The sequence below is a fragment of the Pseudomonas brassicacearum genome (assembly GCF_918698105.1).
GTDB lineage: Bacteria > Pseudomonadota > Gammaproteobacteria > Pseudomonadales > Pseudomonadaceae > Aquipseudomonas > Aquipseudomonas brassicacearum_F.
In genome coordinates this window covers 16,162-35,295 of sequence record NZ_CAKKMI010000011.1, presented here as the reverse complement: position 1 = coordinate 35,295, position 19,134 = coordinate 16,162, and the positions used below count along the sequence as shown (strand labels likewise).

Below are 19,134 nucleotides of genomic sequence, written 5' to 3'. Positions count from 1 at the left end.
GCCTAGACCTCAAGCACCAACGGCTCGCTCCCCTGGGCCGGTACGGCGCAACAGATCAGCACCTCACCTTCGCCAACCGGTTCGGCCGGCAGGCTCAGGTAGTGCACCTGACCGCGGCTCAAGCGGGTTTTGCAGGTGCCACAGGAACCGCCGCGGCAACTGAATTCCGGGTTCAGACCGCGCGCTTCGGCCAGTTCCAACAGCGTCCCACTGCCCGGCTCCCAACGTGCCTCCTTGCCAGAGCCGGCGAACAAGACCTTCACCGCTTCGCTCGCAGCCGGCACTTGCTGGGGCGCCGGCATGCTGACTTCGATATCGCGCACAAGTGTGGAGGGGCCGAAAGTTTCCGCGTGGATGCGATCGTCAGGGATGCGCAGTTTGCGCAGCCCATCGTACAGCGCTTGGGTAAAGCTGCCCGGCCCGCACAAATAGAAGTCGTAGTCGTTGAGCGGCAGCAGTTTCTTGAGCAGTTCCACATCGATCCTGCCGGCCAGGTCGTAGCCCTCCGCGCCCCCTCCCTCGGTGGGCGGTTGGCTGACCAGGCGCACAACCTTGAGCTTGTCGCCAGCACGGGCGGCCACTTCGTCGATTTCGTCACGGAACGCCAGGTCGGCCACCGAGCGAGCGCTTTGCACCAGCCAGACCGGGCGCATGCGGCTGATGCGTTGGCCCTGGTAAACCACCTCGCGCAACATCGACAACAGCGGTGTGATGCCCACGCCCGCTGCCAGCAAGACCAACGGACGCCGCTCGGTGGCCCGCACCGTGAAATGACCCTGGGGCGCGCGCGCCTCAATCTCGTGCAGCGCCTGCACCTGATCATGCAGGTGGGACGACACCGAGCCATCGCGCTTGACGCTGATGCGCAAGAAATCATCCGACGGCGCACTGGATACGCTATAGGTCCGGATCGATGGTGCGTTCTGCCCTTCCAGCAAGATCCGCACCGGCAAATGTTGCCCGGGCTCGAACCGGGGCAAACCCAAGCCATCGCTCGCCTGCAAGTAGAACGAGCGAATGTTGTGGCTCTCATCCACCACCCGCGCGACCCGCAATGCACGCCAGCGACTACGCAGCGCCTCGGCCTGCAAGCGCTCGGCGGCCTGCTCCCAACTGCCGGTCATCATCGAATTGGGCGAGTCGCCTTCGTCCTGGTCCTTCCAGCGCAGGGCAATGGCCGCCGGGCGATAAACGATGCGTTGCGGGGTAAAGCGCAACAGCCGCTCGGCGCCCTGGAACGCGCTGATCTCGGGGTCGTCCAGCAGTACTTGCGCCGAGCCGCTCATTTGCAGCAGATCACCCGTCTGGAAATCGACGAACACCAGCCCGGCCCGTGGATTGAGCAGGATGTTGCCCAGCGTGTTGAAAAACAGGTTGCCGGAGAAGTCCGGAATGGTCAGCGATCCGTCTTCGTCCATGCGCACAAACCCCGGCTTGCCACCACGGTGGGAAGCATCGACCTGCCGCTCGCCATCGCGTACCACGTAGGTGGCGATATAGAACGAATCGGCCGCCGTCACCAGGCGCCGCACCAGTGGGTCGGACACGGTCAGTTGACGCGGCGCAACGGCCTGCGCGTCGACAAAGTGGTACTGGCGCAGGTTGATGTAGCGAGGGCAGTTGCCATACGCCTGGCTCACTGAAATCTCCAGCCCCGGGTCGAGCTGACGACGCACGACACCGTTCATGCGGTTGCGCCGGCGGGTGTGCAACTCGATGCCCAGCATCCCGATGGCATCGCCCTCGCCCATGCCCTCCTGGGCCGGGTCGTTCGGCTCGGGCTCAAGGTGGATGTGCAGAGTCTGTGGGTCGGGCGAGTTCATGAAGCCCGGTTGCCCCGCGCGCAGGGTCGCCCAGACGTCGCCTTGCCGGTCCACCGCCCCCAGCACCACGAAAGGCAGTTGGGCGTAGAACTCCCGATGCTGGTCCGGCATCCAGGTGCGCGCCAGTTGCCGTTGACCGACACTGGCCATCATGTCGACTGCCCCGACGGAGCGCTGCAAGGCCAGCTCTCCTTCGTGCCAGGGCGAGTTTTTTGCTTGCAAGGCTTCGTCCATCAGCTACTCCTCGCGCTCGCAGCATGAACGCCTGCGCCAGTGCGCTACGGTTAGGGATTCTCCGCCATCGTTTGCACGGCTGTGCAAGTGGCTGGAGTCATCTTCTGCCCAAAGCGGCGACGCAGGAATACGCACAAACTGCAATCCACCGTTTCATAAAATGGAATGGTGGAAGCACGAGGCATGTCACTAAGCATGAGATCGAACTGATACGCCAATCGCTGAAACGCCTGAGCGTCTCGGTGCTGGCCAAGCCCGTGCGACCGCCCGAGCTGCGAGCGGTATTGCTTGAACTGGTCAAGCGCATGGATCGCAAGGGCGAGGACTCAGCTCAGCTCACCTCAACCCACCCAGCCGATAGCCGTCTTGGGAATCACCTCGGACTCGTCGAGCTTGGACGCAAACATGCTCACGGCGTCGAGTGCATCCGTGGTCCCGTTCCTGATTTGCACGATGACCGAGCCGGCCTGGTCTGCCAGCGTTACGCCACGCAATGCGCCTTCATGGGTCACGTTCATGCTGGCGACGGCATCGCGGGTTTCGGAGAGGATCAGGCCGATCATTTCGGCAATCTCCGAGGTGGAGCGACTGGTGCGCCCGGCCAGTTGCCGGACCTCGTCGGCCACCACCGCGAACCCCCTTCCCTGGTCCCCGGCCCGCGCGGCCTCGATGGCCGCGTTGAGGGCCAGCAAGTTGGTCTGGTCGGCAATGCCGCGAATGGTGTTGACGATGGCCGTGATCTCTTCCGAACGCGCCCCCAGTTGCCCAACCAGACGCGCGGAGGCGCCAATGTTGTCGGCGATCTCGCGCATCTCCTTGGCGGTCTGGTGGATCACCAGGGCGCCCTGTTCGGCCACTCGTTCGGTCTCGGCGGAGATATGGTACGCACGGGAAGCACCGCGCGAATCCTCTTCGAATTTCTCCACCCGCTCGCTGATGTCACTGGCGAACTTCACAACCTTGCACAACTTGCCTTCGGCGTTGTAGACCGGGTTGTAGCTGGCTTCCAGCCAGACGACTTTGCCGTTTTTGCCGAGGCGCTTGAACTGGCCGCTGAAAAACTCGCCGGCGTTGAGACGGCGCCAGAAATCACTGTATTCGGAGCTGCCGACCAGGCTCGGTTCGCAGAACATCCGGTGATGTTTGCCCTTGATCTCCGCCAACGTGTAATTCATGACATTCATGAAGTTTTCGTTGGCGGTCAGGATGTTACCGCCCAGGTCGAACTCGATCATCGCCATCGCCCGGTCGAGTGCCGCCAGCCGGGCACGTGTTTCTGCCTCGCTGGCGACCTTGGCAGTGACGTCGAGTGCGTACTTGACCACCTTCACGACGCGGCCTTGCTCGTCCACTACCGGGTTATAACTGGCCTCCAGCCACACGTTCTGGCCTTGCGCGCTGCGGCGCTGAAACGTGCCGGAAACGAATTGACCGGCGCGCAACTGGTTCCAGAATTCACGGTACTCGGCGCTGCCCACCAGCGCTGGAGTGCAGAAGTCCCGATGGGACAGGCTGGCCAACTGATCCGCACGGTAGCCCATCGTGGCGAGAAAATTCTCGTTCGCACGAAGAACCTTGCCGTCGGGGCTGAACTCGATAACCGCCATCGAGCGCTCCAAGGCGCCGACCAGCCCCTTGTACATTGCCAATTCGGCCGTCCTAGCCGTCAGTTCATTTTTTAGTGTTGTATTAAACATGACGTACCCTCGGTGAACCCTGAAAGTAACCGGACCTCTAGTTATATCGGCTCGCAGTCGAACGGCTGAACGGCACGGGGTAAGTATGTTTCGGCGCCAAAACCCACCGAATCCATCAACCAGGTTCTAAAGGCCTGCACTTTTGGGGTGTCGGCCGTTTCATGCGGGCTCACGAAATAGAAGCCGAGATCAGATTTCAATCGCAGATCAAAGGGAGCAACCAATCGCCCGGCCTTCAGGTCATCCTCGACATAGGTTGAACGCCCGATGCAGACCCCCAGGCCGTCAACCGCAGCCTGGACAGCCATCATGGCCAGGTCGAATGTCAGCCGGCTGCCTTCGGCGAGTTTTTTCGGTTGGCCCGTGGCACTCAACCAGGCGCTCCAGTCGTCGTGGGTCACCCCACTGACCTGCAACAAGGTGTGCCGGGCCAGATCGCCCGGATTCTTCAAGGCTGTCGGACCTTGCAGCAGCCTGGGGCTGCACACCGGAAAGATCTCATCGGCCATCAGCCAGTCCGCCCGCAAGCCCTTCCAATCGCCGGAACCGTAACGAATGGCCGCATCGACGCCGCCCTTACGAAAATCCACCCGCTCAGTGGAGGCCGTTACGCGCACGTCAATGTTGGGAAATGCTTGCTGGAATGACGCCAGTCGCGGCAACAACCATTTGGAGGCAAAGGAAACCAGGGTACTGATCGTCAAGACGCTGTTGTTGCGGCTCTGCAGCAACGTCTGCGTGCAATAGCGCAGCTCATGGAACGCCGCACGAACGCCTGGGAAATAGCCATGACCTTCGTCTGTCAGGGCCAGGCCATCCTTGAGCCGCAAGAACAGGCGCACGCCCAGTTCCTCTTCGAGCCGGCGAATTTGATGGCTGATGGCGGTTTGCGTGACGTTCAGCTCTTCTGCGGCCTTGGTAAAGCTCATGTGCCTGGCGGCTGATTCGAATGCTTTCAGGCCATTGAGCGACGGTATTCGGGTGGTCATGGAGATCTGACTGACTCATGAGATTTTGTCATACGCTAGCACCGAAGATGTCCTTTGAAAATATTCCGGCCCTCGCGGATTCTGGCGGCACATCCCCCGACCTTGAGGAAAGCATGAAACTCTACTTTGCCCCCATGACCTGCTCACTGTCCCCGCACATCGTGCTGCGGGAACTGGGCCTGCCCTTTGAATTGATCCGGGTCGACAACCAGACCAAGCGAACCGCCGACGGGCACGATTTCCTGACCATCAACCCCAAGGGCTACGTGGCAGCCCTGATGCTGGATAACGGCGATGTCCTGACCGAGGGGCCCGCCATCGTCCAGTACCTGGCCGACCTGGTCCCCACAAACACGCTGGCGCCGGCCAACGGCACCTGGGAGCGGGTTCGCCTGCAGGAATGGTTGAACTTCATCACCTCCGAGATCCACAGCGGATGTGCGCCGCTGTTCAACGCCGATATTGCAGAGCCCACCAAGGCGATCTTCAGGGCAAAACTGTTCAAACGCCTGGATTACCTCAGCCAGGCCCTTGAACAACAGGATTACCTGATGGGTCGCTTTGGCCTGGCCGACGGCTATTTGTTTACCGTCCTGAACTGGCTGCCGCTGTTCAATATCCGGATCAGCGACTGGCCGGCGCTGGCGTCGTTCATGGCGCGAATCGCCGCACGCCCCAGCGTTCGGGCGGCCCTGGCTGCGGAGGCGGCGTAGTCATTGGCGGCACATTCAACCTTAGTGCAACCTGACGTGTCGCTATCGCGAGCAAGCTCGCTCCCACAGTTGTCCGGGGTGATTGTGAGATTCGAGATACAACCCGTATTCCCTGTGGGAGCGAGCTTGCTCGCGATAGCGGCAACACAATCACTCCAAGCCAGCCGCCAGCCCCCAACACCCGCGCACTTGTGCTAAAAAGCACCGTTATCGTTCTGAGTTCCGGTCATGGTCCTTGCTTCACCTCCCGATCTGACGGACACGACGCATCTTGTTCAACCGCTTTCCCGCACCTACCCACCCGGGACGTTGATCGCGCCTCATCATCATGAATGGGGCCAGCTTCTCTATGCGCAAAGTGGCCTGATGTGGGTCGATACACCCGGTGCGGCGCTGCTGGTCCCGCCGCAGCGCGCGGTGTGGCTGCCGCCGCGGGTCACACACGGGATCCGCGTGGTTTCGCCCTTGGAGATGCGCAATCTCTATTTGCGCGCCGAACTGGCCATGAGCGTGGGGCTTGAGCTGGAAGTGCTCGAAGTCAGCAAACTGCTGCGCGAGCTGATCATCCGGCGAGTGGCGCTGGGTAATCGCCCTGATCCTGCGTTGCGTGATGCCTTGGACAACCTGCTGGTGCTGGAACTTCGCGAGCAGCGCTCGGCAGTGCTCAAGGTGCCCATGCCTGCCGGCGGGGATCGACGCTTGCGCAACTTGTGCGAGACAGTGCTCGATGTCCCCGGACTGGCCATGTCCTTTGAGCAGCACGCCGAGTCGGTGGGGGCCAGCACCCGCACCCTGGCCAGGCTGTTCCATGCCGAGCTAGGCCTGACGTTCACCGAATGGCGACGCCAAGTGCAGTTGGCCCACGCTGTCGCCGCACTCCTGGAGGGCGACTCGGTGGGGGCGATAGCGGCGCGGTTGGGCTATACGCTGAGCAGTTTCAGCGAGATGTTCCGCCGCGCCCTGGGCGTTGCACCATCGGCGTATAAAAACGCGATGGCATCAAGGGGGTTTGTCCGATAGACGAAACTCTCTGGCGGGTTCGCTATCAGCCCGAACGCTATCCTCGACGCACATTTCGTCGAGGAGTATTGCAGCTTGAAAGCCCTACAGTTTTCCGCCACCGGCAGCCTGGACCACCTCTGCCTCGTTGACTTGCCGATACCCGTCCCGGGCCCCGACGAGGTCCTCGTCCGGGTCAAGGCGGCGGGCCTCAACCCCAGCGATGTCAAAAATGTCGAGGGCCGCTTTCCCTACACCACCTTGCCCCGCGTGCCCGGCCGTGATTTCGCCGGGGTGGTTGAGCAAGGCCCGGCACACCTGCTCGGCAAAGCGATCTGGGGAACCGGCAAGGGCCCAGGTTTCCTGCGTGACGGCTCCCATGCGCAGTACCTCACGGTTCCGGCAAGTGGCGTGGCCCTGAAGCCTGAGCATTTGTCCTTCGTCCAAGCCGCGTCTATCGGCGTGCCTTTTACCACCGCCTACGATGCCGTTGAACGATCCCACGTGCAGCGCGACACGACGTTCCTGGTGATTGGCGCCAATGGCGCGGTAGGCAGCGCAGCGCTGGCCCTGGCGAAGGCCCGCGGGGCCCGTGTGCTTGCGGCGGTACGGCGACCGGAGCGGGTCGCCGAGTTACGAGCCAAAGGCTACGACGTCATCGTGACCAGCGCGCCCGGCAGCCTGGCCGAGCAGGTCAACGCGGTGTTTCCGGGAGGGGCGCAGGTCATCTTCGACACCACCGGCTTCTGGCTGCAAGAGGCGGTATCGGCATTGGCCAACTTCGGTCGCATCGCGATCATTGCAGCCCCGCCGGATGGGATGGTGCACTTCCCCGCCCTGGCGCTCTATCGCAAAGGCGGGGTCTTGATCGGCGTGAATTCGTTGCTTTACGACAATACCGATTGCGCCCGGATGCTTGAAGAGTTTGGCAAGCACTTCGAGGCAGGCGTCATCGACGCGCCCACGGATATCCTTGAAATTCCCTTGGTGGACGGCAAGGCCCAGTACGCGCTGATCGCCAAGGGCAGCAGCGCAAAAGCCGTACTGGTGCCCTGATCCAGAGCGGCTCGGTCTATTCGTTAAAGCCTTTACCCCATCGCGAGCAGGCTCGCTCCCACAGGGGTTCTGTATCGGATATGAATTTTTTGTTCAATGGAGATTGAATGTGGGAGCGAGCCTGCTCGCGATGACGGCGGCAGATGCAGCACATCATCGGCATCAGCCAATCAGGTTCGCGTACACCGGCCGGTCGATATTCCCACCGGACAGAATCACCGCCACCCTTTTGCCCCGCATCGTTTCACGCTCCTGCATCAGCGCCGCCAGGGCGGCGGCGCCGGCACCTTCGGCAAGGTTGTGGGTGTCGGTATAATAGGCGCGCATAGCCCCGGCAATTTCAGCGTCGCTGACCGCTACGATTCGCGCCGCCGCGGCCCCGTAGATGGCAAAGGCCTCGGGAATGGGTCTGCGCACGGCCAGGCCGTCGGCAAAGGTATTTGCCGAAGCGGTCTCGCAGAGCGTGCCTGTTTCAAACGAGGACTTCGCCGCGACGGCCTCGGTGGACACCACGCCCACCACGTGGGTCTTCAAGCCCAAGGCATCGCGGGCGGCGATGACCGCGCAGATCCCCGAGCCACAGCCTATCGGCACGTAGACGGTATCCAGGTCCGGCACCGCCTTGAACAGCTCAAGCCCATAGGTCGCCACGCCCTTGACCAACTCGGGATGGAACGGCGGCACCAGGTAGAGGCCATGCGCTTGGGCCAGGCGTGCGGCCTCTTCACGGGCCTCGTCGAAATCGCGGCCATATTCGACCACCTCACCGCCAAAGCCGCGCATGGCGTTGTTCTTCTCCACCGAGTTGCCGTGCGGCACGACGATCAACGCTTTCAAACCCAACGCAGTGGCCGCCAGCGCCAGGCTCTGGCCATGGTTGCCGCGAGTCGCCGTGACGATGCCTTTTGCCTGCGGGTGCTCACGCTTGAGCCAATGCACAAAGGTCAGGCCGCCGCGCACCTTGAAGGCGCCCGTCGGGGTGTGGTTCTCGTGCTTGACCCACACCGTGCAACCCAGTCGTTCAGCCAGCAAGGGCCAGGCATATTGGGCGGTGGCGGGCATGACTTGGTAGAGGTGGCGGGCAGCTTGTTCGATGTCGTCGCGGGTCAGTGTGTGCATGATGGGCCTCCGGGTTTTGCCCAGTCTATTCAGGGCAACACCGGCGGGCTTTCAGAAAACTGACCTGACTTTCCGGCCCGCTCTTCACTACTATGCTGTTCATGAACCCTCGAAACCGCCAACAGCCGCCCCAGTCCGAACCGGTCCGTCGCATCGAGGCCGGGCCGTGGGCGATCGAATTGCTGCCTGGCTGCGCCTACGCCACCCGCTATGTCGCCACCCAGTCGGCGATCGGCTTTGCCTTCGACAGCCAGCGCGGCCTGCACGCCATCGGCAGCGACCGAGTGCAGCCCTTCGAGGCGATTCCCAACGGCCTGGCATTCGTCCCCGCCGAATGCGACGTGTTTTCCGAATCCCCCAGGGGCGGTGAATACCTGCGGGTCGTGCGCACCGACGGCATGGCGTTGCCGGGGGAGCATGCGTTCAACAACCGTATGGACCCGCAGGCCATCAGCCTTGCGTTAAGAATGCGCAGCGCACTGCTGCGGCCCACCGCCGAGGATGACTGGGAGGCCTGGACGCTCGGATTGGCTGAACGGGTGAAGGCGCACAAGACGCTTTCGCCCCCCGTACAAGGGTCCATCACCGGCGGGCGAATGCGCCTGCTCGACGAGCTCATCGACGCCGGTCTCGACGGTCCGCTGGGAGTCAAGGAAATGGCCGGGCTGCTTGGCTTGTCCGAGGGGTATTTCATGCGGGCATTCAAGAATGCCACCGGCAAAAGCCCACACAGCTACCTGATCGACCGGCGCCTGGCCAAGGCACGGGCGCTGATGCGTGACTCAACCGCCCGACTGACCGATATCGCCCACACCTGCGGCTTCAACTCCCAGGCGCACATGACCACGCTGTTCAAGCAACGCCTTGGTGTCAGCCCAGCGCAGTTGCGCGGATCTTCGAGGCCCTGAACGAGCCGGGAAACTGCCATTGCCGGTACGGCTAAGCCCAAACGCCTACCGCTGCGTGAAATTATCAGCCGATGCGCAACGGGACGACGGTATTCACTATCAATCACGCGTCAATGATCGCTATGAATGCTATTGACCCGACTGTCCGCCAGTTTGAACACCACGCGTTGGGGGTGGTTGATCGAGACCAGGTATTCCACGGGCTGCCCTTGGCGATCGAAGATCACCCCCCGGTAGACCAGCGCGGCTGTCCCAGGCTCGACGTCAAGCAAACGCGCCTCCTGGTCGTTCATCGTGGCGATGCTCAGCGTGCCCTCGTCGCTTTCTATTTCGATCTGGTAACGCGATAACAACAACGCATACAACGAGGCCCCCTCGACCAGGTCTCCCGCCACCAACTCCGGCGCACGGGCGGCCGGGATGTAGCTGGTCTCGATGCAGAATGGCTTTTGATCCACGGTGCGCAGGCGCCTGATGGTCAGCAACATGTCGCCTTCCTGGATCTTCAGCAATTTCGCCACACGGGCACTGGCCTGGGTTTGCTCGAAGTAAAGCAGCTTACTTCCCGGCCTGGCCCCCGCCTGCTCCACCACTTCGGCAATGCCTTTGCGGGCCACGGTATTGAGTGGCCGCTCGACGCCTGGTGCGGTCACAAAGGTGCCGCGGTTGCCCCGGCGCTCCAGAATCCCACGATCGATCAGCGTTTGCAGGGCCTTGCGCAGCGTCATCCGACTGATGCCCAAGTGCTCGGCCAGGTCCCGTTCCGCCGGGATCCGCTCAGTCGGCCCGAACTCCGGACGCTCCAGCATTTCCAGCAGTGCCTGGACGGCCTGCCAGGCCACCTGCTTGCGTTCGGGCGCCAGGAGCGCCACGTCGGAGGACTTGGAAGGAAGAACTTTCATGGTCTACATCCTGGATTATTTTTTCTGCCGAGGCATTGCGACGATAACAACCGGAAAACCGTCGCAAACCCGCCAGCTTGGTAATGGGAACAAAAAAACGGCCCGGCGCATACCTTGAGAACCGCTCTGGCAGCGCATTAGACCATGGGGGAAAAGCCTTGTAATGGTATTTTTCATGGTATAGCTTTTGGTCTAAATGGTGATCATGAACAGCAACATGATCCCCTTAACAAAGCCCCCAGGAGCTCACATGGCGATCCAGTTCAACCGGGAAGCATTCATCACTTCCTTGCAGCAATCCGTACAAATCGTTGACGACGCCCAGCAGTTTGGCCAAGCGCTGGCCACGCGGATCGACCGTATCTACTTCGTCAGTTGCGGCGCCCCCAACCGCATCATGCTCGGATTGCAATACTGGCTTGAGCGCTACAGCCATACGCTGGAAGTGCGTCGCTACTTCCCGGCCGATTTCATGGATATCGATCCGCCGCGCCTGGATGAACGCACCTTGGTGGTGCTCGCCTCCAAGTCCGGGACGACCCAGGAGACCATCGCCGCCGCGCATTTTCTGCAAGACAAGCCTTGCCTCACCGTCGGCGTGACACAAACCGCCGAGCTGCCACTGGCCCAGGCTGTCCAACATTGCTTCCTTTTGGGACGCACCGATGAGGCGTACTTCGGTTGCTTCATGATCCTCCAGGCACTGGTCGGCGGGATCCTGGCCAAGCGCGAAGGCTGGCCATTGCTGGACAAACTCACTCGCTCGCTCAAGGCACTGCCACAGGCCCTCGCCGATGCCGCGTTTAACAACGACCGGCGCGCCGTCGAAGAGGCACGCCTGTATAAAGATGATCGCGTGATGTACTTCCTCGCCTCGGGCCCGATGTTCACCACCGCCTATGTATTCGGTGTCTGCGTGGTGATGGAAAGCCAGTGGCTGCATTGCCTGCCGGTGGAGGCCGCCGAGTTTTTCCATGGCCCGTTCGAAGCCATCGACGCGACCACGCCGCTGCTCCTGCTGGTGGGTGAAGACCCCAGTCGGGCGCAGATGGAACGCGTCGTGCGCTTCTGCCAGCGCTACACCGAACGGGTCATGGTCTATGACGCCAAGGACTTCCCGATGGAAGGCATCGACCCAGAGATCCGCGCCATTGTCGCGCCCTACATCGTCGGCATCGCCGTCGAACGCATCGCCGCGCATCTCGCGGTCTGGCACCAGCAGCCGCTGACAACGCGCCGCTACATGTGGAAAACGGAGTACTGAGCATGGCCAGCCTGATCGCGGTCGGCGACAACACCCTGGATGTGTACCTGGACCGGAACATCGAATACCCCGGTGGCAACGCACTCAACGTGTCGGTATTCGCCGCCCGGCTGGGTGCCCGCAGTGCCTACCTGGGCTGCGTTGGCGATGACCGGCACGGCCAGTACCTGCTCGATTGCCTGCAACAGGAAGCCGTTGATGCATCCCACTGCAGAATACTGACGGGGGCCAATGGCTGGGCGTGTGTCGACAGTATCAATGGCGAACGGGTGTTTCTCGGCAGCGATCCTGGCGTGTGCCGGCAACTGCAACTCGATGCCGACGACCTGGCCTACCTCGCGAAATTCCCGCTGGCACACAGCAGCCTCTATAGCGGTCTCGAGAGCCAACTGGCGCAGATTCGCCAGGCCAGTGGCTGCCTGTCATTCGACTTCTCGGACAACTGGGTCGAGTTCGATTGGCAGGCGCTGATCCAGCAAGTGGACATCGCCTTTTTCTCGGCCGCCGACCTGTCGTCAAGCGAAGCCCGTGGCCTGGCGGATTCGATGCGGGCGCTGGGCCCGGCCACGGTGGTCATCACCCGTGGCGCCCAAGGCGCCCTTGCGGTTGATGCCCAGGGCGTGCATGAGCAAGCCGCGCAGCCCTGCGCGTTCGTCGACAGCATGGGCGCCGGCGACGGCTTTATCGCCGCGTTCCTGCTGGCATGGCAAGCCCGGCACAACCTTGCCGAATGCCTTGCACGAGGCGTCGGTCATGCCGGCCAGGTGTGCGGCTGGGCCGGTGGCTTTGGCCATGGGCGATCCATAGACATCCAACGTGCCGAACAACTGAAACACGCCTTGAACCTTCAAGGCTGATGCGTGCTGCCCCGGGCCCCTTCCGGGGCGGTTCTACCAATCTGTCGTGGATACCCTGTCGATGAAAAAATGTCTGATCGGTTTGATGCTCGTGGCCAGCCCGCTGATAACCTGGGGCGCCAACGAAGAACTGCGTTTCGGGGTCGACCCCACCTACCCGCCCTTTGAATCCAAGCAACCGGACGGCTCGCTGACAGGTTTCGATATCGAGTTGGGCGAAAGCCTGTGCAGTGAGTTGCAACGCCGTTGCGTCTGGGTCGAAAACGCCTTCGACGGCATGGTCGCGGCCCTCAAGGGCAGGAAGTTCGACGGGATACTCTCTGCACTCTCGATCACCGAAGCCCGCAAGGCCGAAATCGCCTTCTCCAACACCCTGTACGACACCCCGGCACGCCTGGTGGCCCCACAAGGCAGCCCGTTGCAACCGACGGCTGAATCCTTGCGCGGCAAGCGCATCGGTGTGCAGCAAGGCAGCGTGTTCGAAGTCTATGCCAGGCGGATGTGGGGCCTTGAGGGCGTGGAAGTGGTGCCTTACCAAAGCAGTGACTTGACCTATTCGGACTTGATCAACGGTCGGCTGGATGCGGTGTTCGACGATGCCATTGCCGTCTCCGAAGGCCTGCTGAAAAAACCCATGGGCCAGGGCTTCGGCTATGCCGGCGAAGTGGTCAAGTCACCAGAGATCTTCGGCCCGGGCACCGGCATCGGATTGCGTAAAAGCGATACTGCCCTGGCCGGGGAAATCAATCAGGCGCTCGAACGGCTCCACCGCAATGGCACCTATGAGCGCATCGCCAGCAAGTATTTCGACTTCGACATCTCGCCGAAATAAACCACCCGCGCGGAGCCCGAAAGCATGTTTCTCGAAGGGTACGGCTATCTCATTTTCCAGGGCGCGTGGCTGACCGTCCAGGTGGCCACCTGGGCCGCCTGCGTCGCCCTCGTGCTTGGCCTGCTCGGGGCCTTGGCGAAACTCTCGCCTGTGGCACCGCTACGACTGGTCGCGACGGTCTACACCACGCTGGTGCGCAGCGTGCCGGACCTGGTCCTGATGCTGCTGATCTATTACAGCGCGCAAATCGCAATCAACCAGATCGCGCAGGCGTTCGGCCGGGAATCGTTGCAGTTGAATCCCTACGGCACCGCCATCGGTACGCTGGGATTCATCTACGGTGCCTACTGCGCCGAAACCTTTCGCGGGGCCTTTAGAGCCATCCCCTTTGGCCAACTGGAAGCGGCCCGGGCCTATGGCATGAGCCAATGGCAAGTCCTGCGGCGCATCCGCCTGCCGCAAATGATGCGGTTCGCATTGCCCGGCATCGGCAACATCTGGCAAGTGCTCTTGAAAAGTGCCGGCCTGATATCGCTGCTGGGCCTCAATGACATGGTCCAGGTCGCCAAACAGGCAGGCAATGCGACCTCAAGGCAGATGTTCTTCTATCTGGTGATCGCGGCGATTTTCCTGGCCTTTGCGATCCTGTCCAGCCTGGCCCTCAAACAGCTCGAACGGCGCTACAGCATCGAACCGCAGCGGAGCGTGTCATGATTGAAATACTGAAAGAGTTCGGGCCGAACTTCCTCTGGTCCGACGGTTACCGCTGGAGTGGCTTGGCCGTCACCCTATGGCTGCTGGTGACGTCCGCCATTATCGGCCTGGCCGCAGCGATCCCCCTGGCGCTGGTTCGCACCTATGGCAACCGTTGGCTGGCACTGCCTGTCCAGCTTTACACCTTGGTGTTTCGCGGCACGCCACTGTTCGTGCAACTGCTGATCATCTACAGCGGCCTGGCAAGCCTGAGCCTGATCAGGGAATCACCGAGCCTGTGGTGGTTCTTTCGTGACGGCATGCATTGCGTGATCCTGGCGCTGGCCCTGAACACCTGCGCCTACACCATCGAGATTCTCGCCGGCGTACTGCGCACCACCCCACGCGGTGAGATCGAGGCGGCACTGGCCCTGGGCATGACCCGCAGCCAATTGTTCATTCTTGTGCTGATACCGAGCATGCTGCGCCGGGCCCTTCCGGCCTACAGCAACGAAGTGATTTTTGTCTTGCACGCCACGGCCATCGCCTTTACCGCGACCGTTCCTGACATCCTTAAAATCGCGGCGGATGTGAACGCGGCCACCTTCAAGACCTTCCAGGCCTATGGCATCGCCGCCCTGCTCTACATGTTGCTGGCCTGCGCGCTGGTGGGTGTATTCCGATGGGCTGAGCACCGGTTGCTGGCCTATCAGCGATAACGACAACGGCCTATAGCGGCTCTGCCGTCTGGATGAGCGAGTTCAACACCAGCTTGATTTCAACAGCCGGGTCCTTATGCCCTTGCAATATCAGGCCTTCCGCCAGGGCGGTGAAGGTCTTGGCAAGCGCGGCGCAGGCCAGCGGCGGCTTCTTGCCAGCGTGATTGAATATGATGGTAATCAACTTGCCCAAGGCCTCGCTGTTTTCCTCATGCAAATCGTAGTAATGCGGCGAGAATTCTTCATCGCGCAAGGCGATCAGTTGCAACTCGGCATCGAGGATCGCACAGCGGGTATTGTTCTTCAGCGTGTCGATATAGGCATTCAAGCCGTGGCTCAACTGCTCCGCCGAATACCCCGATGCCAGGGTCGTACTCAGTCGGTCGATCTCAACTCGCTTGAAGCGTTGAGTCAATTGCAGCAGCAAATCCGATTTACTTGAAAAATTTGAAAAAAAAGCGCCTTTGGAAAAGCCCGCCTCTTCGGCGATAACGTTGACGCTGGCGGCATGAAAGCCTTTTCGGATCATCAGCTCAGTGGCTGTGTCGAATAATTTGTCTCTTGTTACTTGCTGGCTCTCTTCTCGACCTAGTCTCTTTTTAATCACGCCCTCGGCTCCTTTGGCCAAACAAGATTGCTATGTGTAACTGGATGCAACGAATTGACGCCTCACTGTACGGAACCCGTTTTCGCCATCATATCTTATACGCGCCTTGCTCAATCATTTACATTTTAACTTTCAGAAAGTGCCATGTATGTGCCATGTAATTGGAACAGCCGCAAAGGCACGCTAGATGGGCTACCCGCTACCGTTTTTTCTGGGATACGGGGCGCCTGAAAATCTTCGTTGGTGAGCCCCTGCCGTCCCTTTGAGTGGCTCAAACCGGATATTTTCCTGCCCTCAACCCTGCGCAGGAAGGTGAAAAAAACTCGTATGAAGACCGGTGCAGAGCCGTCCGTTCGACAATCCGACGAAATACCACTTGATTTTCAGATACCGAATGGTTTTTACTTGCGCCGTTGGTGGAGCCCAACGCCTGATCAACGCATCGAGTCAGTGACACCGCTCTCGATGCAATGCCAGGTCACCTCACAGGAGCAGGATTTTAATGGAATATGCCTTCGTTACAGGCGCTACTGGCCTGCTCGGGAATAATGTCGTTCGTGCGCTGTTAAAGCGGAACATCAAAGTCAAAGCGCTGGTTCGTTCCGTAGAGAAAGCCAGGAAACAGTTCGGCAACCTGCCTGTGGAGTTGGTCGAAGGCGACATGCTTAATGTCGAGGCCTTCGCCCACGCCCTGCAAGGTTGTGATGCCCTGTTTCATACGGCGGCCTATTTCCGCGACAGTTACAAAGGCGGGAAACATTGGCAGAAACTGTACGACACCAATGTGACCGGCACCGAGCGTTTGTTGCAAGCCGCTTATGACGCCGGTATCCGCCGTGCAGTCCATACCTCTTCCATTGCCGTATTGAAGGGCAATCGGGATCAAGTGATCGATGAAACCATGTCTCGCAGTGAATTGGAGGCTGACGATTACTACTTGAGCAAAATATTGTCCGAACAGAAGGTCCAGCAATTCCTGGCGCAGCACCCGGACATGTTTATCGCCATGGTCTTGCCAGGGTGGATGTTCGGCCCCGGTGATATCGGCCCTACTTCCTCAGGGCAGTTCCTGCTCGATTTTGTCGGACAAAAATTGCCCGGCGTTCTTCCCGGAAGCTTTTCCGTTGTCGATGCCCGGGATGTGGCCGAGCATCAAATCGCCGCCATCACCCGCGGCAGGTCCGGAGAGCGCTACCTGGCCGCCGGTAATCACATGGACATGAAGAGCATTTTCCAGGCGCTGTCCAGCGTCAGCGGCATAAAAGCCCCGGAGCGAAAAGTGCCCCTGTTCATGCTGCGAATCATCGCGCTGATCTATGAAGGTTATTACCGGATTACCAAAAAACCAGTGCTTATCAGTACGTCCACGGTCAAGCTCATGGAGCAAGAACAAGGCCGCACTCATTTCAGCCACAATAAAAGTTCACGGGAGTTGGAGTGCAAGTTCCGCCCTGTTGCTGAAACCCTGACCGATACCCTGGACTGGTATCGGAATAACAACTACACAGATGCTTAATTGAAACAATTCATATATAGCCTGCCTCTGTAGTACTTTTTTTGACTAGCCATACATCCAAGGATTGAGAGAGGTTGGTAAATGAAAAGCCTTTCATATAAAGAAGGTTTTCTGCATCGCTTTGTCGGTTTTTCAGAATCGTTTCCCGAGCAAGTTGCTATTCGGCATCTGGACACGGAAGAAGATACCGTGACTTACCGAGAGTTGCGCAGCAAGGCTGAACAATGCAATGGCGCCCTGACAGCGCTCGGTGTGTTGCCTGGCGACAAAGTAGCGCTGGTGCTGCCCAATGGCGTGGCGTTCATCGCTTATTACCTGGCGATCATCGGGCGCGGTGCCATTCCGGTCATCCTCAACTACAAGTTGACCCCCTTCGAAATGGCCAGTGTCGTCAGCCTCGCCAGGCCGACGCTCGTGGTCACGACCGAAACGCTATGGGTGCAACACAGTGAGGTATTCCAGGCCGGCAACGGTGTCAGGCATTCCCTGGTGCTGGACGGTGGGAGCGAACCGTCATCGCCCCTGCCTGCCAACGCAACGGCCCTCTCTCAACTGCCTTGCCAGATCGAACCCTTGTTGTTGCCCGAGGGCAATCCGATCGTCTCGGTACAATTCACCTATCGAGGCATCGGCAGACCCCTGGCGGTTTCTCACCGTTATCTGGACCTGACGCAATCGAGCGATGGGCTGCATGAGCACTTTCATCTGCAAGGCGTCGGATCGGTTCATCTGGTGACGCTGCCGCTGTATGCCATCTTCGGCCTGTCCGTGATGATGGTGTTTCCCTTGAGCATCGGCGCCACGCTGCTGATGACCAACACCCTGCTCAATCGAGACCTGGCAGAAGTCCTGTCCGAGCATCAGGTCAGCTTTGCCTGCCTGGTACCCGACGTCATTCGCTACTTCAATACGCGCCTGGCCAAGCGCAAAGGCGCGCTGTTGCCGCTGCACCCGCAGTTGATGATTTACTCGGGCGGCAGCCACCTGCCGGCCGATGAAGCCGAGAAGCTGGGGAAGTTGCTGGGGTGCAAGCCGGTGCTGCAAGGCTATGGATTGACCGAAAGCATGCCCGTGATCGTCCAGAGCTCGATTGGTCCGGTCCACCGTGGCGCCATGGGCCAGCCGATCAGCGGTGTGCAGCTACGCATCGTCGACGCCCAGGGCCAGGACGTAGCGCCTGGGCGTATCGGCGAACTGCTGATACGCGGCCCGATGGTGATCGACGGCTACAACGATGCCGAGGACATCAATGCGCGGTTCTTCCGCGATGGCTGGTTCCACAGCGGTGACCTGGTCTGGCAGGACGAGGATGGGCACGTTTTCTTCTATTGCCAACGCCTGCGAATCTCGAAGATCAAGGCGCAGATGGTCGACCTGGTGGAAATCGAATCCATCGCCCTCAAACACCCTGGGGTGGTGCGCGCCAAGGCCTATATCGTCCCGGACCACAAGGAAGTCAACGTGCTGCACCTGTGCGTCGAAGGCACCGGCGAGCTGACCCAGAACGCGCTGTCCACCCTGCTTTCGCACTACCTATCGGGCTTCAAGCTGCCCAAGACCATCGAGATGACTTCTCTCAAGGAAGAGGCACATGCACGCTAACAGCACACAACCGGTACTGGCCGTTTTCGACTTCGACGGCACATTGACCGACCGGCACACGTTCTGGCGCTACATGCGTTTTATCGTGGGCACCCGTTCGTTCTGGCTGCGGATCATTCCCCTGTTGCCCAAGATGCTCAGCGTGATCGTCGGCATCACCCCGCTGATGCAAGCGCGCCTGGCCTTCATTGCCTGCTACCTGGGCGGCCTCTCGGTGGAGCAAGAGCGCGAGCATGCCAGGTATTTCATCAGCGAGCTGTTGCCACTCTGGCTCAGGCCCGAGGCGTTGCGGCGGCTGCAATGGCATCAATCGATGGGGCACGTCACCGCGCTGGTGAGCAATTCGCCGGAAAACTACCTGATCCCCTGGGGCCAGGCCGCGGGTTTTGACTATGTGTGCGGCACCCGCCTGGCAACGGCAAAAAACAAGCTGACCGGCGGGATATCCGGTACCAACTGTGTAGAGCGAGAGAAAGTCACGCGGCTCAAGGGCTGCTTGAGCAACCTTGATGATTTTTACATTTATGCCTACGGCGATTCATCAGGTGACGATGCCCTGCTCGGCATTGCCAACTCTCCCTTCTACAGAAACTGGTACTGATCG

At 60.4% G+C, this 19,134-nt stretch carries 17 protein-coding genes and 2 pseudogenes; 12 read left to right on the top strand and 7 right to left on the bottom strand.

Features of this window, described 5'->3' with window-relative positions:
• Positions 1 to 2 precede the first annotated feature (2 nt).
• The 4 genes and pseudogenes from LQ215_RS06780 to LQ215_RS06770 form a co-directional block, all read right to left on the bottom strand.
• The gene (locus LQ215_RS06780) at positions 3 to 2,057 is read right to left on the bottom strand and encodes a 2Fe-2S iron-sulfur cluster-binding protein (protein ID WP_230148202.1); all 2,055 of its coding nucleotides are present in this window, start codon (positions 2,055 to 2,057) and stop codon (positions 3 to 5) included.
• A 341-nt stretch (positions 2,058 to 2,398) separates the two neighbouring features.
• Positions 2,399 to 2,872: pseudogene (locus LQ215_RS29740) on the bottom strand (methyl-accepting chemotaxis protein); the annotation flags it as partial.
• A gap of 114 nt (positions 2,873 to 2,986) precedes the next feature.
• Positions 2,987 to 3,664 (bottom strand): annotated as a pseudogene (locus LQ215_RS29735) (PAS domain-containing protein); the annotation flags it as partial.
• Positions 3,665 to 3,795: 131 nt separating this feature from the next.
• Entirely contained in the window at positions 3,796 to 4,743 is a 948-nt protein-coding gene (locus tag LQ215_RS06770; protein ID WP_230148198.1) for a transcriptional regulator GcvA, read from the bottom strand.
• A 113-nt stretch (positions 4,744 to 4,856) separates the two neighbouring features.
• Between LQ215_RS06770 and gstA the strand changes: the two genes are divergently transcribed.
• From gstA to LQ215_RS06755, 3 genes are all read left to right on the top strand, one after another.
• On the top strand, positions 4,857 to 5,456 hold the full coding sequence (gene gstA / locus LQ215_RS06765; RefSeq protein WP_230148176.1) for a glutathione transferase GstA: 600 nt from the start codon (positions 4,857 to 4,859) through the stop codon (positions 5,454 to 5,456).
• A 228-nt stretch (positions 5,457 to 5,684) separates the two neighbouring features.
• Positions 5,685 to 6,476 carry an AraC family transcriptional regulator gene (locus LQ215_RS06760; protein ID WP_230148174.1) on the top strand — a complete coding sequence of 264 codons (792 nt, stop codon included), beginning with the start codon at positions 5,685 to 5,687 and terminating at the stop codon, positions 6,474 to 6,476.
• Between the two features lie 75 nt (positions 6,477 to 6,551).
• Positions 6,552 to 7,511 (top strand): quinone oxidoreductase family protein, encoded by a 960-nt coding sequence (locus LQ215_RS06755; RefSeq protein ID WP_230148172.1) that lies wholly within the window; start codon positions 6,552 to 6,554, stop codon positions 7,509 to 7,511.
• Positions 7,512 to 7,673: 162 nt separating this feature from the next.
• Here LQ215_RS06755 and LQ215_RS06750 read toward each other — a convergent pair whose 3' ends face one another.
• Positions 7,674 to 8,630, bottom strand: a complete 957-nt coding sequence (locus tag LQ215_RS06750) for a threonine dehydratase (protein WP_230148170.1) — start codon at positions 8,628 to 8,630, stop codon at positions 7,674 to 7,676.
• 92 nt (positions 8,631 to 8,722) lie between these two features.
• On the opposite strand from LQ215_RS06750, the gene LQ215_RS06745 reads away from it, so the two are divergent.
• The gene (locus tag LQ215_RS06745) at positions 8,723 to 9,538 is read left to right on the top strand and encodes a helix-turn-helix transcriptional regulator (RefSeq protein ID WP_230148168.1); all 816 of its coding nucleotides are present in this window, start codon (positions 8,723 to 8,725) and stop codon (positions 9,536 to 9,538) included.
• Between the two features lie 110 nt (positions 9,539 to 9,648).
• On the opposite strand, the gene LQ215_RS06740 is transcribed toward LQ215_RS06745, so the two are convergent.
• The gene (locus LQ215_RS06740) at positions 9,649 to 10,440 is read right to left on the bottom strand and encodes a GntR family transcriptional regulator (protein WP_230148165.1); all 792 of its coding nucleotides are present in this window, start codon (positions 10,438 to 10,440) and stop codon (positions 9,649 to 9,651) included.
• Positions 10,441 to 10,690: 250 nt separating this feature from the next.
• Here LQ215_RS06740 and LQ215_RS06735 point away from each other — a divergent pair, with 250 nt between their 5' ends.
• The 5 genes from LQ215_RS06735 (at position 10,691) to hisM (ending at position 14,805) form a co-directional block, all read left to right on the top strand.
• The gene (locus LQ215_RS06735; protein WP_230148163.1) at positions 10,691 to 11,704 is read left to right on the top strand and encodes an SIS domain-containing protein; all 1,014 of its coding nucleotides are present in this window, start codon (positions 10,691 to 10,693) and stop codon (positions 11,702 to 11,704) included.
• Positions 11,705 to 11,706: 2 nt separating this feature from the next.
• Positions 11,707 to 12,561: a PfkB family carbohydrate kinase gene (locus LQ215_RS06730; RefSeq protein ID WP_230148161.1), complete on the top strand. Its 855-nt coding sequence runs from the start codon at positions 11,707 to 11,709 to the stop codon at positions 12,559 to 12,561.
• 61 nt (positions 12,562 to 12,622) lie between these two features.
• A complete protein-coding gene (locus tag LQ215_RS06725; protein WP_230148159.1) occupies positions 12,623 to 13,393 on the top strand; it encodes an ABC transporter substrate-binding protein in 771 nt (256 codons plus the stop codon).
• A gap of 24 nt (positions 13,394 to 13,417) precedes the next feature.
• Positions 13,418 to 14,107 carry an ABC transporter permease gene (locus LQ215_RS06720; RefSeq protein ID WP_230148157.1) on the top strand — a complete coding sequence of 230 codons (690 nt, stop codon included), beginning with the start codon at positions 13,418 to 13,420 and terminating at the stop codon, positions 14,105 to 14,107.
• On the top strand, positions 14,104 to 14,805 hold the full coding sequence (hisM, locus tag LQ215_RS06715; RefSeq protein ID WP_230148155.1) for a histidine ABC transporter permease HisM: 702 nt from the start codon (positions 14,104 to 14,106) through the stop codon (positions 14,803 to 14,805). Before LQ215_RS06720 ends, hisM begins: the two co-directional genes overlap by 4 nt.
• 10 nt (positions 14,806 to 14,815) lie before the next feature.
• On the opposite strand, the gene LQ215_RS06710 is transcribed toward hisM, so the two are convergent.
• Positions 14,816 to 15,412, bottom strand: coding sequence for a TetR/AcrR family transcriptional regulator (locus LQ215_RS06710; RefSeq protein ID WP_230148153.1), 597 nt, complete (start codon positions 15,410 to 15,412; stop codon positions 14,816 to 14,818).
• A 502-nt stretch (positions 15,413 to 15,914) separates the two neighbouring features.
• Here LQ215_RS06710 and LQ215_RS06705 point away from each other — a divergent pair.
• The 3 genes from LQ215_RS06705 to LQ215_RS06695 all read left to right on the top strand — a co-directional run bounded on the left by LQ215_RS06705 (position 15,915) and on the right by LQ215_RS06695 (position 19,131).
• A complete protein-coding gene (locus tag LQ215_RS06705; RefSeq protein ID WP_230148151.1) occupies positions 15,915 to 16,928 on the top strand; it encodes an SDR family oxidoreductase in 1,014 nt (337 codons plus the stop codon).
• Between the two features lie 81 nt (positions 16,929 to 17,009).
• Positions 17,010 to 18,530 (top strand): class I adenylate-forming enzyme family protein, encoded by a 1,521-nt coding sequence (locus LQ215_RS06700; RefSeq protein ID WP_230148150.1) that lies wholly within the window; start codon positions 17,010 to 17,012, stop codon positions 18,528 to 18,530.
• Entirely contained in the window at positions 18,520 to 19,131 is a 612-nt protein-coding gene (locus LQ215_RS06695; protein WP_230148148.1) for an HAD-IB family hydrolase, read from the top strand. Before LQ215_RS06700 ends, LQ215_RS06695 begins: the two co-directional genes overlap by 11 nt.
• Positions 19,132 to 19,134 lie beyond the last annotated feature (3 nt).